The organism is Kitasatospora sp. NPDC088346 (assembly GCF_044740765.1).
Classification (GTDB): domain Bacteria; phylum Actinomycetota; class Actinomycetes; order Streptomycetales; family Streptomycetaceae; genus Kitasatospora.
Genome location: NZ_JBIURH010000050.1, coordinates 1 through 14178, shown reverse-complemented (window position 1 = coordinate 14178; position 14178 = coordinate 1). Strand labels below are relative to the sequence as shown.

Here is a 14178-nt window from a genome sequence, read left to right as displayed (position 1 = left end):
CGGCACTTCCCCACGGCCCGGCACTTCCCCACGGCCCGGCACTGCCCCCCGACCTGACACTGCCCAGCGACCTGACATTCTCCTGCGGCCGGCGGAATTCCCGTGCGGGCACGGTGGCTTGAAGCGGCTACCCGGGTCGGCCGGCCCGGTGCACGAGGAGGGGAGTCCACCATGACCATCGCCATCATCGGGACCGGGAAGATCGGCAGCACCCTGGCCCGGGCGTTCAGCGGCGCGGGGCTGGAGACCGTGCTCGGCTCGCGGAACCCGGACGCCGCGGCGGACGGCCCGGTGAAGGTCACCACCGTCGCCGAGGCGTTGGCGGCCGCGGACACCGTGGTGCTGGCCCGGCCGGGGGCGGCCGTGGACGAGTTCCTGGCCGAGCACGGCGCCGCGCTGGACGGCAAGCTGCTGGTCGACGCGGCCAACCGGCTGGAGGCGCCGGTGCAGCACAGCGCCGCCCAGGTGGCCGAGCACGCGCCCGGCGCCCGGTACGCGCGGGCGTTCAGCAGCCAGGGGGTCGAGGTGTTCGCCGACCCGGTGATCGGCGGCACGGCCTCCGACCACCTGTTCTCGGCGGCGGAGGAGGACCGGGCGGCCGTGGAGCGGCTGATCTCGGCGGTCGGCCTGCGGCCGGTCTACCTGGGGCCGGACCAGTACGGCCTGGTGGACCAGGCGTTGTGGATCTGGTTCCGGCTCGCCGTCGCCCAGGGGCACGGACGGCACTCCGGATTCCGCCTGCTGACGGACCGGACGGACGGCTGAGGGCCGGCCGACGACCGACGGCTGACCGGCGGCCGGTAACGCAGACCGCAGAGCGCAGACCGATGACCGATGACCGATGACGGACGACCGCGGACGGCTGACGGATTTCATCATCTGTCAGCCGTCACCGGTCAGCCCTCAGCGCCCCCGCTGCCCGATCTCGAACAGCAGGATCACGAACCCCGCGAACACATGGGTCGCCACCATGTAGATGGCCGCCCGGATCCAGACCCGGCGGTCGGTGCGCCGGCCGGCATCGGTGGTGAGCTTGGGGGTGGTCATGGTCGTCCCTTCGATGACTGGATGGGCCCGCTCGGTCAGAGCCGGGGCGAGTCGCCGAGGCAGAGCTCGCCGCCCGGGCTCTGCAACAGGGTGTGCAGGAAGAGCAGTTCGACCCCGTCGGGCGAGTCCGCGGCGATGCAGTGCGGGGTCAGGGATTCGAAGTGGGCGGAGTCGCCTTCGTCCAGCAGGTGGACGGTGTCGCCCAGGGTCAGCCGCAGCCGGCCCCGGGTGACGTGCAGCCACTCCTCGCCGGGGTGCACCCGCACGACGGCGTCCTGGAGGCTCGGCGGCACCTGGACCCGCAGGGCCTGCATGGCCCGGCCCGGGGCACCGGCCCTGCGGTACCCCCAGCCGCCCACCCGGTCGGGTTCGATGGCGCCGCCGCGAATCACCGGGTCCGGCTCCCCGGGCTGCTCGCCGAGCAGCCCGGAGACCGTCGTCCCGTACGCGCGGGCCAGGCCGAGCAGGACCGGCAGCGAGGGCTGGCGCTGTCCCGTCTCCAGTCGTGACACGTAGGCTGGGGAGAGCCCGACCCGGGCGGCGGCCGCCTCCAGGGTGAGCCGGCCGGCCAGCCGGTGCTCGCGGAGCCGGGTGCCGAGGCCCGCGACCTCCTGGTCGTCTGTCATGCGTCCAGTCCACACCTCGTGATGCCTCCGAGGCAAGAAACTTGCCTCAGAGGCAAAACGCCTCAGGGGCGGGGGATGTGGCGCAGGTTGCTCCGGGCCAGGTCGATCATGCGCCCGACCCCGCCGGAGAGCACCGTCCGGCCGGCGGCCAGCGCGAACCCCCTGAGCTGGGCCGCGGTGATGTGCGGCGGGATGGACAGTGCGTTGGGGTCGGTCACCACGTCGACCAGGACCGGCCCGGGGCGTTCCAGCGACTCCCGGAGCACGTCCGCGACGGCGGACGGGTCGGTCACCCGCTTGGCCGGGATGCCGCAGGCCCGGGCGATCGCGGCGTAGTCCACGTCGCCGTTGTCGGTCTCGGCCTCCGGGTAGCCGCTGACCAGCATCTCCAGCTTGATCATGCCGAGCGCACCGTTGTTGAACACCACCGTCTTCACCGGCAGCCGGTACTTGGCCACCGTGAGCAGCTCGCCGAGCAGCATCCCGATCCCGCCGTCCCCGGACAGCGACACCACCTGCCGTCCCGGGAAGGCGAGTTGGGCCCCGATCGCGTGCGGCAGCGCGTTGGCCATCGAGCCGTGCAGGAAGGAGCCGATCACCCGGCGCCTCCCGTTCGGGGTCAGGTAGCGGGCGGCCCAGACGTTGTTCATCCCGGTGTCGACGGTGAACACCGCGTCGTCGGCGGCCAGTTCGTCCAGGACGGCGGCCACGTACTCGGGGTGGATCGGGCGGTGGTGCGCGATGTCCCGGGTGTACGCGCCGACCACGTTCTCCAGCGCCCTGCAGTGCTTGTCGAGCATGCCGTCCAGGAAGGACCGGTCGCGCTTCTGCTCCAGCAGCGGCAGCACGGCCCGCAGGGTGGCCGCGACGTCGCCGTGCACGGCGAGCTCCAGCGCGGTCCGGCGCCCGAGCCGGGTGGCGTCGTGGTCCACCTGCACCGTACGGGCCTGCGGCAGGAAGGAGTCGTACGGGAAGTCGGTGCCCAGCAGCAGCACCAGGTCGGCCCCGTGCAGGGCCTCGTGGCAGGCGCCGTAGCCGAGCAGGCCGCTCATGCCCACGTCGTACGGGTTGTCGTACTGGATCCACTCCTTGCCGCGCAGCGAGTGGCCGACCGGCGCCAGGACGGTCGCGGCCAGCTGCATCACCTCCTCGTGCGCGCCGCGGGTGCCCGCGCCGGCGAACACCGCGACCCTGGAGGCCGCGTTGAGCACCTCGGCCAGCGCCCGGACCTGGGACCACGGCGGGGCGGCGACGGCCTGCTCGGTGAGGAAGGTGCTCGTGCCGGTGGGTCCGGAGGCGGGCAGCGCCGCGACGTCGCCGGGGAAGACCAGCGTGGCCACGCCGGGGGCGCCGAGCGCGTGCTGCACCGCGACCCGCAGCAGCCGGGGCAGCTGGGCCGGGGTGGAGACCAGTTCGCAGAAGGCGCTGCAGTCGGTGAAGACCCGCTCGGGGTGGGTCTCCTGGAAGAAGCCGGTGCCGATCTGCCCGGACGGGATGTGCGAGGCCAGCGCCAGCACCGGGACGCCGCTGCGCTGGGCGTCGTAGAGGCCCTGGACCAGGTGGGTGTTGCCGGGGCCGCAGGAGCCGGCGCAGACCGCGAGCCGGCCGGTCAGCCCGGCCTCCGCGGCCGCGGCGAAGGCGCCCGCCTCCTCGTTGCGCACGTGCACCCAGGAGACGCCCTCGGCCCGCCGGATCGCGTCGACCACCGGGTTGAGGCTGTCGCCCACCACCCCGTAGACCCGTTCCACGCCCGCCTGCCGGAGCACCTCGACCATCTGCTCGGCCACACTGCCCATGGGATCCCTCGTCTCGGTTCGCCCGGCTCGTCCCTGCCCGGCGGCCGTCTCACTCGGCGGCCAGGTGCTCCGTCCCGCCCGGCTGGACGACCGTCCGCTGCCCGGCCGTGGCGTGTCGCCGCACCGGCTCGCGGCCGGGCGGCTGGGCGCAGCGCTCCGGCGCCTCGACCACGGCGGTCGGCCGGCCGACCGAGCCCTCGCGGTCCAGCCGCACCGGTTCGCCGTCGTGCAGCAGGGTCAGCGGGCCGCCCCGGCGGACGGTGTACGTGGTGCGTTCGTGGCCGATGTCCACCCGCAGCAGGCTGTCCCGGATCCGCAGCGAGAACGCCAGCCGCTGGAGGCCGGCCGGCAGCCGGGGCCGGAAGGTCAGGTACTCGGCGTTGTCGCGCAGCCCGCCGAAGCCCGCCACCAATGCGATGCAGGCGCCCGCCAGCGAGGCCATGTGCAGGCCGTCCCGGGTGTTGCCGCCGAGGTCCCGCAGGTCCATCAGGGCGGCCTCGGCGGTGTAGTCGTACGCCAGGTCGAGCTGGCCCACCTCGGCCGCGATCACCGCCTGGGTGCCGGCGGAGAGCGAGGAGTCCCGGACGGTCAACCGCTCGTAGTAGGCGAAGTTGCGGGCCTTCTGGGCGTCGGTGAAGGCGTCGCCGCGGACCTGCATGGCCAGCACCAGGTCGGCCTGCTTGACCACCTGCTTGCGGTAGAGGTCGAAGTACGGGAAGTGCAGCAGCAGCGGGTAGCTCTCCCGCGGGGTGCCCTCGAAGTCCCAGAGCTGGTGGTCGGTGAAGCCGTCCGCCTGCGGGTGGACGCCGAGCTTCTCGTCGTACGGGACGTACATCGCGGCGGCCGCGTCCCGCCAGGCGGCGGCCTCCTCGGTGTCCACGCCCAGGGCCGCGGCCTCCTGCGGGTGGCGGGTGGCGGCCTCGGCGGCGGCGCGCAGGTTGGACTGCGCCATCAGGTTGGTGAAGACGTTGTTGTCGGCGACCGCGCTGTACTCGTCGGGGCCGGTGACCCCTTCGATCCGGAACCGTCCGACCGCGTCGTGGTGGCCGAGCGAGCGCCACATCCGGGCCGTCTCCACCAGCAGTTCGAGCCCGTAGGCCCGTTCGAACTCGGTGTTCCCGGTGACCCGGACGTAGCGGACCACGGCGGCCGCGATGTCCGCGCCGATGTGGAAGGCCGCCGTGCCGGCCGGCCAGTACCCGGAGCACTCCTCGCCGCGGATCGTCCGCCACGGGAACACCGCTCCGGCCAGGCCGAGTTGGGCGGCGCGCTCACGGGCCATCGGCAGTGTGGTGTGCCGCCAGCGCAGGGCCTGCCCGACCGCGCCGGGCAGGCAGTAGGTGAGCACGGGCAGCACGAACATCTCGGTGTCCCAGAAGCTGTGCCCGTCGTAGCCGGGACCGGTCAACCCCTTGGCGGGGATGGCCCGTTCCTCGCTGCGCGCGCCGGCTTGCAGGACGTGGAACAGGGCGAACCGGACGGCCTGCTGGAGTTCGACGTCGCCCTCGATCTCGATGTCGCTGTGGTCCCAGAACTCCTCCAGGTAGTCCCGCTGTTCGGCCACCAGGCCGTCCCAGCCGGTGTGCCGGGCCGCGGTCAGCGCGGCCTCCACCTGGTCCCGGACGGCGGGCAGCGAGCGGGTCGCGGACCAGCCGTACGCGATGAACTTGGTCAGCCGCAGCCGCTCGCCGGCCTCCAGCACGGTGGTGACGCTGATCCGGCCCTGGTCGTCGGTGGACTCGGCGATGGTGTCCACCCGGTCCGAGCCCTCGATCACGTGGTCGATGCCGGCCGCCACCCGCAGCTCGCTGTAGCGGGTGCGGTGCACCAGGACGGCCTTGGTGCCGGCCGCGTGGTGCAGCTCGGCCATCAGCGGCTGTTCCAGCACGGCGGCGGCCCGGGGGTCCCGTTCCCCGCCGGGCAGTTGCTCGTTGGCGACCAGCTCGGACTGGACCACGATCCGGACCGGCCCGTCCACCGCCTCCACCGTGTAGTCCACCGCGGCGATCGCCCGCTGGGTGAGCGAGACCAGCCGCACCGAGCTCACCTTGACCGTCCGCCCGGCCGGGGAGGTCCACTCGGCGTTGCGCCGCAGCAGGCCGTCCCGGAAGTCCAGGCCGCGCTGGTGGCTGCGGAGTTCGCCGTACCGCAGGTCGAACGGCTCGTCGTCGACCAGCAGCCGGATCACCTTGCCGTTGGTGACGTTGATGACGCTCTGCCCGGACTCCGGGTAGCCGTAGCCGCTCTCCGCGTACGGCAGCGGGCGCAGTTCGAACACGCCGTTCAGGTAGGTGCCGGGGAGGCCGTGCGGCTCCCCCTCGTCGAGGTTGCCGCGCAGGCCGATGTGGCCGTTGGAGAGCGCGAACACCGACTCGGCGCGGGCCTGTGCGTCCAGGTCGAGGCCGTGCTCGGCGAGCCCCCAGGGATCGATCGAGAACGCGTCCGTCGTCCCGGTCACCGGGAGTCCCCCGGGATCAGCTCGCACAGGTCGGAGACGACCAGGTCGGCGCCGTGTTCGAGCAGTTCGTCGGCCTGGCCGGTGCGGTCCACGCCGACCACCGCGCCGAAGCCGCCGGCCCGGCCGGAGGCGACCCCGGCGAGCGCGTCCTCGAAGACCGCGGCGTGCTCCGGCGGCACCCCGAGCTCCTCGGCGGCGGCCAGGTAGGTGTCCGGGGCGGGCTTGCCGGCCAGCTGCCGTTCGCCGGCCACCACCCCGTCCACGACGACCTCGAACAGCCCCTCGATCCCGGCCGCGCGCAGCACGTCCCGGCAGTTGGCGCTGGACGAGACCACGGCGCGCGGCAGCCCGAGCACCCGCAGCCGGTGCAGGTACTCCACCGAACCGGCGTACGGCTGGACGCCCTGCTCCTTGATCATGCGCAGCACGGTGTCGTTCTTGGCGCAGCTGAGCCCGTGCACGGTCCGGGCGCCGGACGGGTCCTGCGGGCCGCCCTCGGGCAGCCGGATGCGGCGCGCCTCCAGGAAGCCGCGGGTGCCGTCCAGCCGGGGCCGGCCGTCCACGTAGCGGTCGTAGTCGGTCACCGGGTCGAACGGGACGAACTCCTCGCCCTCGCGTGCGGCCTCGGCCCTGAGGAAGGTGTCGAACATGTCCTTCCAGGCGGCCGCGTGCACCTTGGCGGTCTGGGTGAGGACGCCGTCCAGGTCGAAAAGGAAGGCGCGGATGTGATCCGGAAGTCCCAGCATGTCTGTCATCCTCGCTCGAACACGCGGCGGAGCCGCCCATTGCGGCGCTGCTGGCGCGTCGCGAACGGGCGGCCCCGAGGTCCCGGGTCGGCTACCCGGTGGGCGCCTTGATAACCGCGAAGACCGCGCCCTGCGGGTCCTGGACGATCGCGTAGCGGCCCCAGGGGGCGTCGGTGGGCGGGGCGAGCACCGAGCCGCGCGCCTTCACCAGGGCGTCCACGGTGCTGTCGGTGTCGTCCACCGCGAAGTAGGTCAGCCAGTGCGAGGGGGTGCCGGGCGGCAGGGCGCCGCCGAGCTTCTGCACGCCGCCGACCGGCTTGCCGTTCACGTTCAGCGACCAGTAGTGGGTGGCACCCTCCATCAGCGGCAGTTCCACGCCGAAGGCGGCGGTGTAGAACGCGGAGGCGACGGCGGGGTCGGCGGTGTTGAGCTCGTTCCAGATCAGCGCGCCGGGTTCGTTGACCACCTGTGCGCCGGGGAAGTCGACCCGCTGCCAGACGCCGAACACCGCGCCGGTCGGGTCGGCCACCACCAGCATCCGGCCCACCGTGCCGACGTCCATCACCGGCATCAGCGCGGTGCCGCCGGCAGCGGTGACGGCGGCCAGGGTGGCGTCGGCGTCGTCGGAGGCCAGGTAGGTGGTCCAGGCGACCGGCGGCTCGGGCATGCCCTCCGGGGCCATGGTGGGTCCGATGCCGGCCACCGGCCTGCCGTTGAGCGTGCAGATCGCGTAGCCGCCGAACTCGGCCGGGCCGATCTCGCCCTGCCAGCCGAACAGGTCGCGGTAGAAGTCCAGCGCCGCCTGCTGGTCCTTGGCCATCAGGTCCACCCAGCACGGCGTGCCGGGCTGGTAGGGGGTGGTGACTTCGGGCATTGCGTCTCCCAGGGTCGTGGTCCACCGCCCACCCTGGTCGCCGGGTCCGGATCCCGCCACCGGAGTACCCCCGGACCGGTGGGCCCGGCGGCCGGACGCCGGGTCGGTCCGGGCGGCCGGTCCGGGCGGCGAAGGTGCCCCCGATCTGCCTCCGCATCTTCCGCCCGGGCCCGGCGCCCGCACCTAGCGTTCTTCCCCGGGAGCCGGAGCGACCACGGAGGAAGGGCTCATGAAAACGGATCTGATGCACCGTCAGGACCTGCTGTCCGCATCGGCGGGCAGCCCGCTGAGGATCGTCGTGACCAGCATGGCCTCGGATTCCCACATGTGGAACCTGGTCTTCCTGGAGCTGCTGCTGGAGGAGCTCGGCCACCGGGTGGTGAACCTGGGACCGTGCGTGCCGGACGGGGAGATCGTCTCCGCGTGCCTGCGGGTCCGGCCGGACCTGGTCGTGGTGAGCAGCGTCAACGGGCACGCCCACGACGAGGGGCGGCGGGTGATCGCCGCACTGCGCGCCGTCCCGGAGCTGGCGGACGTGCCGGCGGTGATCGGCGGCAAGCTGGGCGTCAGCGGCGCGGGCAACCGCCGGCACGCGGCCGAGCTGGTCGCCGCGGGCTTCGACGCGGCGTTCGACGACGCCGGGGGCGAGGGCATCGCACTGTTCCGCTCCTTCCTGGGCGCGCTGCCCGCCGGGGCGGCGGCGTGAACGCCGGCGCCGGGCTCCGGCTCGCCGACCGCCGCCCCGGCCGGGTGTCCTTCGGCGAGTTCGTCGGCCTCGCGCAGGCCGCCGGCGAGCTGGTGGTGCAGCCCAGGATGGGGTTCGGCGACCCCGGGCGGATGCGGGAGGGCCTGCTGGCCACCCGGACCGCCGCGGCCACCACGGTCGGCACCCTGACCCTGGACAGCTACACCAGGACGGGCGCCCACGACACCGCCCGTGCGGCGCTGGACGAGGGACGCGACCTCAACGGGTACCCGATCGTCGCGCACGGCCCGGCCGTCACCCGCGCCCTGCTGGACGGCATCCGCGACGCCGACTTCCCCGTCCAGGTGCGGCACGGCTCGGCCCGGCCGCAGGACATCTTCACCGCACTGATCGCCGCCGGCCTCGACGCGACGGAGGGCGGTCCGGTCTCGTACTGCCTGCCGTACAGCCGGCTGCCGATCGCGCGGTCGGTGGAGAACTGGGTGCGCTGCTGCGAGATCCTGGCCGGCGTCCGGGACTCCGGGGTGGAACCGCACCTGGAGACGTTCGGCGGCTGCATGATGGGCCAGCTCTGCCCGCCGAGCCTGCTGGTCGCGCTCAGCGTGTTGGAGGGCATGTTCTTCCGGCAGCACGGCCTGCGCAGCATCTCGCTCAGCTACGCCCAGCAGACCAGTGCCGAGCAGGACGAGGAGGCGGTGCTGGCGCTGCGCCGGCTCGCCTGGGAACTGCTGCCGGCCGTCGACTGGCACGTGGTGGTCTACACCTACATGGGGGTGTACCCGCGATCCGAGCCCGGCGCGCTCGAACTCCTCAAGGAGGCCGCGCAGTTGGCCATGCGCACCGACTCGGCCCGGCTGATCGTCAAGACGGTCGCGGAGGCCTTCCGGATCCCGACGGTCGCCGAGAACGTCCAGGCCCTGGAGCACGCGGCGCAGGTGGCCGCGGCCGAACCGCGCCGCCGTACGCCGGTCGGGCCGGGCCCCGACACCGCCGTGTACACCGAGGCCCGGGCCCTGATCGAGGGCGTCCTCGACCTCGGGCCGGACCTCGGCCGGTCGCTGCCCGAGGCCTTCGCCCGGGGGCGGCTGGACGTGCCGTTCTGCCTGCACCCCGACAACGCGGGCCGGGCCCGCAGCTTCATCGGCGACGACGGCCGGCTGCGGTGGAGCGAGACCGGGGCGATGCCGATCGCCCGGGTCGCCGAGGTCGACCGCCGCCGGGCGATGACCTCCGCCGACCTCATCGGCTCGCTCACCTACGTGGAACGGAAGTTCGACATCGCCGCCGCCCGGCGGCCCGGGGTTCCGCAACTCACCCGCTGACGCACCGCGCGGGCCGACCGGCCGCGCCCGACCCACCCCAACCGGAGGGAACACCCATGACCGTCACCGAGCTGCCCGCTCCGCCGACCCCGGCCGCCGAGCTCCCGCCGCCGCCCGGCGTCCACCTGTCCGCACCGGAGACCAGGGCCGTCCTGACCGTCCAGGACGGCATCCTCAGGGCCACCCGCGAGTACCTGTCCGAGGAGGGCTTCACCGAACTCCTGCCGCCGATCATCGGGCCGGTCACCGATCCCGGCGGCCGCGGCTCCAAGCAGGTCGACATCGACTTCTACGGCCACCGCTACAAGCTCATGACCAGCGCGATCCTCTACAAGCAGGCCTCACTGCTGGCCTTCCCGAAGATCTTCTACATCGCGCCCAACGTCCGACTGGAGCCGCTGGAGTCCTCCTCCACCAGCCGCCACCTGGCCGAGTTCCACCAGATCGACGTGGAGATGGCCGGCGCCGGCCGGGACGAGATCACCGCCGTCGTGGAGGGGCTGGTCCGGCACGCGGTGGGCCGGGTCGTCGAGCGGCACGGCCGGGAGCTCGCCGCCCTCGGCCGCGACCCCGAGGTGTTCGCCGCGCTGCTCGCCAAGCCGTTCGACCGGATGACCCACCAGGACGCCGTCGCCTCGCTGCACGGGATCGACCACGATCAGAACCCCGACGCCGAGATCGACTGGGAGGGCGAGGCGCTGATCTCCCGCCGGGCCGACCGGCCGTTCTTCGTCACCCAGTACCCCAAGGGTTCGCGCGGCTTCTACGACCGCGAGGACCCCGCCGCCCCCGGCACCCTGCGCAACTTCGACCTGCTCGCCCCCGAGGGCTACGGCGAGGTCTGCAGCGGCAGCGAGCGCGAGTTCGACTACGCGCGGCTGGTCGCCCGCATCCGCGAGAGCGGCGAGAACCCGGCCAAGTACGGCTGGTACCTGGACATGGCCCGCGCCGGCATCCCCAGCAGCTCGGGCTTCGGCATCGGCGTCCAGCGGCTGACCCGCTACATCTGCGGACTCGACAAGGTCTGGCAGGCCACCGCCTACCCGAAGCTCCCCGGTGTGGTGTCCCCGTGAGCGGGCTGCGCGCGGGGACGTTCCCCGAGGAGCAGGTGCGCGAGCGCGCCAGGACCGGCGGCGCGGCCGCGTTCCCCGCGCCCGAGGGGTACGGCCGGACGCTGTTCGGTGCGGCCGGCGCGCCCGTCGGCGGGGACGCACTGGACGCCACCCGGATCGTGCCGCCGGTGTTCATGCCGCAGCGGCTGGAGAAGCTGATCGACCTCGGCCGCGAGCCGATCTACGGCGACGTCGACCTGCACACCGCCGTCGGCGGGTTCCGCTCCCCGCTCCCGGTCTACCTCTCGGCCTTCGGCTCCACCCAGGTAGCCGGCGGGGACCTGGGCCTCGCGGTCAGCCGCCAGGCCGGGCGCCTCGGCCTGCCGATGGTGATCGGCGAGAACGTGGTGCCGGTCAGCGGCTACGGACGCACCGACCCCTCCGGGCCCCGCGGACTGCTCTCCCGGATCAACGCCTACCTCGACGAACTCCCGGACGGCCTGGGCGGCGTGGCCGTCCAGCAGAGCACCGAGGACGCCGACGCCGAGGTGTGGAACCTGGTCTACAGCGACCCGTCCGCGCTGCCCCTGCTCGCCTCCGGGCGGCTCGCCTTCGAGCTGAAGGTCGGCCAGGGCGCCAAACCCGGGCTCGGCGGCATGACGGTCGTCGACGCGGCCGGCGCCGCCCGGCTCGCCGGCGCCTACACCGTCGACGACGGCGTCTACGGCGCCGACAGCCCGCGCCGGCTGCGCAGCAGCAGCCCGGGCACGTTCACCGAGGAGATCCTGCGCCAGCAGATCCGCTTCATGCGCAACAACTTCCCCCGGGCCCGGGTCTGGGTGAAGCTGCACCCCGCGCAGGACGTCCACGAGGCCGCCGCCGTCGCCTGGCAGGCGGGCGCGGACGCGGTCACCGTCGACGGCGCCGAGGGCGGCACCGGCTGGGCACCCTCGGTCTTCCTCGACCACGTCGGACTGCCGCTGAGCGAGTGCCTGCGACGGGTCGGCCGACCTGGTGGACCGGGATCGCTGCTGGTCACCGGCCGGATCTGGGAGGGCGCCCGGGCCGTCAAGGCACTGGCCCTGGGCGCCACCGCGGTCGGCCTCGGCCGCGCCGCACTGCTCGCCGCGGACGAGGACCCCGAACACGGCGTCCGCCGCCTGGTCGAGTGCCTGGAGCTCGAACTCCGGCTGCTGATCAGTGCGGTGGGCAAGTACGCGGCGTCCGCCCTCGGCCCCGAGGACCTCTGGGCGCCCGGGGAACCGACCGACCGCGAACAGGAGATGGCATGGAGCAGCCCGTGAACGACACCACGACCGCCACCACGACCGCGACGGCAGCGGCGACCGCGACCGCTGAACCGGCCGCAGAACCGGCCGCCGAGCCGGTCATCGCGACCACCGAACCGGCCACCACCGAGCCGGCGACCACGGAACCCGCCCGCCGGCTCGGCCGTGACTTCCACCTGCTGTGGTTCGGCGAGTCCGTCAGCCGCCTGGGCACCGGGATCAGCGGCATCGCCATGGCCATGGTGGCCGTCACCGTCCTGCACGCCAGCACCTTCGTGGTCGGCGTGCTCGGCGCCGCGGCCTGGCTCCCCTGGCTGGTCGTCGGCCTCCCGGCCGGCGCCTGGACCGACCGGATGCAGCGCCGCCGCACCATGCTGATCTGCGACGCCGTCTCGCTGACCCTGCTGGCCAGCGTGCCGATCGCGGCCTGGACCGGGGTGCTCGGCCTCGGCCAGCTGGTCGCGGTCGCGCTCGGCACCGGAGCGGCCTCGGTCTTCTTCACCACCAGCTACCAGGCCTACCTGCCCTCGCTGGTGGCCAAGCCGGACCTCCCGGCCGCCAACGCCCGGCTGCAGGCCGGCGAGCAGGTCGCCGGCATCGCCGGGCCCGGCCTCGGCGGCCTGCTCGTACGGCTGCTGGGCGCCGTGACCGGCGTCCTCGCCGACGCGGCCAGCTTCGCGGTCTCGGCTGCCTGCCTGCTCGGCATCCGGGCCACCGAGACCCGGCCGGACCGCGAGCGCAGGCGGACCACGCTGCGTCGCGACATCGCCGAGGGCATGCGCTTCGTCGTCCGGGACCCGTACCTGCGGATCCTCACCCTGTGCGCCGCGGTGGACAACCTCACCCTGGTCGCCTCCTCCACCCTGTACGTGGTCTTCCTGGTCCGCGTCGCCGGGGTGGACCCGGAGCTGATCGGTCTGCTGATCGCCGCGGACGCGGTCGGCGGGATCCTCGGTGCCCTGGTCGCGACCCGGATCGGGCGCCGGTTCGGCAGCGCGCACGGCATGCTGGTCGCCGCCCTCGTCACCGCGCCCTTCACCCTGCTCATCCCGCTCGCCGACGACGGGCCCCGGCTGCTGCTCTTCGTCCTCGGCCTGAGCGTGCCGGCCGCCGGCCTGGTCGTGGCGAACGTGCTGTCCAGCGGCTTCCGCCAGGCGTACGTACCCGCCGAACTGCTGGGGCGGGTGTTCACCAGCGCCCGGTTCCTCCAGTTCGGGGTCATCCCGGTCGCCGCGCTGCTCGGCGGCGCCCTCGGCTCCGTCCTCGGCGTCCGCGAGTCGCTGTGGCTCACCCTGTCGGCCGGCGTGCTCGGCAAGCTGCTGCGGCTCCTCGGCCCGCTGCGCCGCCACCGCGACTTCCCGACCGCCCGGGCCTGACGCACCCCCTTCACCCCTTTCAAGGAGATCGCCATGAGCGAGACCACCAACCCGTTCGAGATCCAGGACGGCACCTACCTGGTGCTGGTCAACGAGGAGAACCAGCACTCGCTGTGGCCGGCGTTCATCGACGTCCCCGCCGGCTGGACGGTCGCCCACGCCGAGGACACCCGGCAGGCCTGCCTGGACTACGTCAACGAGCACTGGACGGACCTGCGGCCCGCCAGCCTCGTCGCGGCCATGAACGAGAACTGACGGCACGGACGCGGCTCCCGCACCAGACCCGCTCCCGGCCCACACCCGCGCCCCCCGGACGCCTACCAACCGGCGCGCAAGTCCCAGTCCTGACAGAGGTGGAGAAGATGATCCCCGCGTGGCGGCAGTTGCTGATCGACTGGAACCGGACGGAGGCCGGGTACGACGCGGACCGCACGGTCCACGAGGTGTTCGAGGAGCGGGCGGCCGAGGCCCCCGACGCGGTGGCACTGGTCTTCGACGGCGCGACCGTGTCCTACGGCGAGCTCAACGCCCGCGCCAACCGCCTCGCCCGGCACCTGGCGGACCGCGGGGTCACCCGCGGCGCGGTGGTCGGCGTGATGCTGGAACGCGGCATCGAACTGGTCGTCGCCACCCTCGCCGTCCTCAAGGCCGGCGCCGGCTACACCCAGCTCGACCCCAAGTTCCCCACCGAACGACTCGCAGGACTGGTGGAACAGACCAGCTCCACCCTCGTCGTCACCCGCACCGGACTCACCCCGCCGAACACCGACACCGTCGAGGTGGACCGCGACGCCGACCTCATCGCCGCACTCGACGCCTCGAACCCGGGGGTGCGGGTGTCGGTCGAGGACGTGGCCTGCGTGATGTTCACCTCCGGCTCCACCGG

General features: G+C 73.6%; 14 protein-coding genes. 8 read left to right on the top strand and 6 right to left on the bottom strand.

The genetic code is table 11. The annotated features are described in order from the left end of the window. Positions 1-171: 171 nt before the first annotated feature. Positions 172-765: an NADPH-dependent F420 reductase gene (locus tag ACIOFR_RS35380; protein WP_401003827.1), complete on the top strand. Its 594-nt coding sequence runs from the start codon at positions 172-174 to the stop codon at positions 763-765. Positions 766-903: 138 nt separating this feature from the next. On the opposite strand, the gene ACIOFR_RS35375 is transcribed toward ACIOFR_RS35380, so the two are convergent. The 6 genes from ACIOFR_RS35375 to ACIOFR_RS35350 all read right to left on the bottom strand — a co-directional run bounded on the left by ACIOFR_RS35375 (position 904) and on the right by ACIOFR_RS35350 (position 7547). Continuing rightward, positions 904-1047, bottom strand: coding sequence for a DUF6126 family protein (locus ACIOFR_RS35375; RefSeq protein WP_401003825.1), 144 nt, complete (start codon positions 1045-1047; stop codon positions 904-906). Between the two features lie 35 nt (positions 1048-1082). Next, positions 1083-1673, bottom strand: coding sequence for a helix-turn-helix domain-containing protein (locus ACIOFR_RS35370; protein WP_401003823.1), 591 nt, complete (start codon positions 1671-1673; stop codon positions 1083-1085). Positions 1674-1735: 62 nt separating this feature from the next. Then, positions 1736-3469, bottom strand: coding sequence for a pyruvate dehydrogenase (locus ACIOFR_RS35365; protein ID WP_401003821.1), 1734 nt, complete (start codon positions 3467-3469; stop codon positions 1736-1738). Between the two features lie 49 nt (positions 3470-3518). After that, positions 3519-5927 (bottom strand): glycoside hydrolase family 65 protein, encoded by a 2409-nt coding sequence (locus ACIOFR_RS35360; protein ID WP_401003819.1) that lies wholly within the window; start codon positions 5925-5927, stop codon positions 3519-3521. Then, positions 5924-6673 carry an HAD family hydrolase gene (locus ACIOFR_RS35355; protein ID WP_401003818.1) on the bottom strand — a complete coding sequence of 250 codons (750 nt, stop codon included), beginning with the start codon at positions 6671-6673 and terminating at the stop codon, positions 5924-5926. The genes ACIOFR_RS35360 and ACIOFR_RS35355 overlap by 4 nt, the downstream gene beginning before the upstream one ends. 91 nt (positions 6674-6764) lie before the next feature. Further along, on the bottom strand, positions 6765-7547 hold the full coding sequence (locus tag ACIOFR_RS35350; RefSeq protein WP_401003816.1) for a VOC family protein: 783 nt from the start codon (positions 7545-7547) through the stop codon (positions 6765-6767). 229 nt (positions 7548-7776) lie between these two features. On the opposite strand from ACIOFR_RS35350, the gene ACIOFR_RS35345 reads away from it, so the two are divergent. The 7 genes from ACIOFR_RS35345 to ACIOFR_RS35315 form a co-directional block, all read left to right on the top strand. Further along, entirely contained in the window at positions 7777-8253 is a 477-nt protein-coding gene (locus tag ACIOFR_RS35345) for a cobalamin B12-binding domain-containing protein (protein ID WP_401003814.1), read from the top strand. Next, positions 8250-9575 (top strand): methylaspartate mutase, encoded by a 1326-nt coding sequence (locus ACIOFR_RS35340; protein WP_401003812.1) that lies wholly within the window; start codon positions 8250-8252, stop codon positions 9573-9575. Before ACIOFR_RS35345 ends, ACIOFR_RS35340 begins: the two co-directional genes overlap by 4 nt. A gap of 56 nt (positions 9576-9631) precedes the next feature. Next, a complete protein-coding gene (locus ACIOFR_RS35335; protein WP_401003810.1) occupies positions 9632-10648 on the top strand; it encodes an asparagine synthetase A in 1017 nt (338 codons plus the stop codon). After that, positions 10645-11931 (top strand): glutamate synthase-related protein, encoded by a 1287-nt coding sequence (locus tag ACIOFR_RS35330; protein ID WP_401003808.1) that lies wholly within the window; start codon positions 10645-10647, stop codon positions 11929-11931. Before ACIOFR_RS35335 ends, ACIOFR_RS35330 begins: the two co-directional genes overlap by 4 nt. Further along, on the top strand, positions 11916-13292 hold the full coding sequence (locus ACIOFR_RS35325; RefSeq protein ID WP_401003806.1) for an MFS transporter: 1377 nt from the start codon (positions 11916-11918) through the stop codon (positions 13290-13292). Before ACIOFR_RS35330 ends, ACIOFR_RS35325 begins: the two co-directional genes overlap by 16 nt. A 33-nt stretch (positions 13293-13325) precedes the next feature. Next, on the top strand, positions 13326-13547 hold the full coding sequence (locus tag ACIOFR_RS35320; RefSeq protein WP_401003804.1) for an MbtH family protein: 222 nt from the start codon (positions 13326-13328) through the stop codon (positions 13545-13547). Positions 13548-13654: 107 nt separating this feature from the next. Further along, the coding region (locus tag ACIOFR_RS35315) for an AMP-binding protein (protein WP_401003802.1) at positions 13655-14178 on the top strand (524 nt) is incomplete at its 3' end.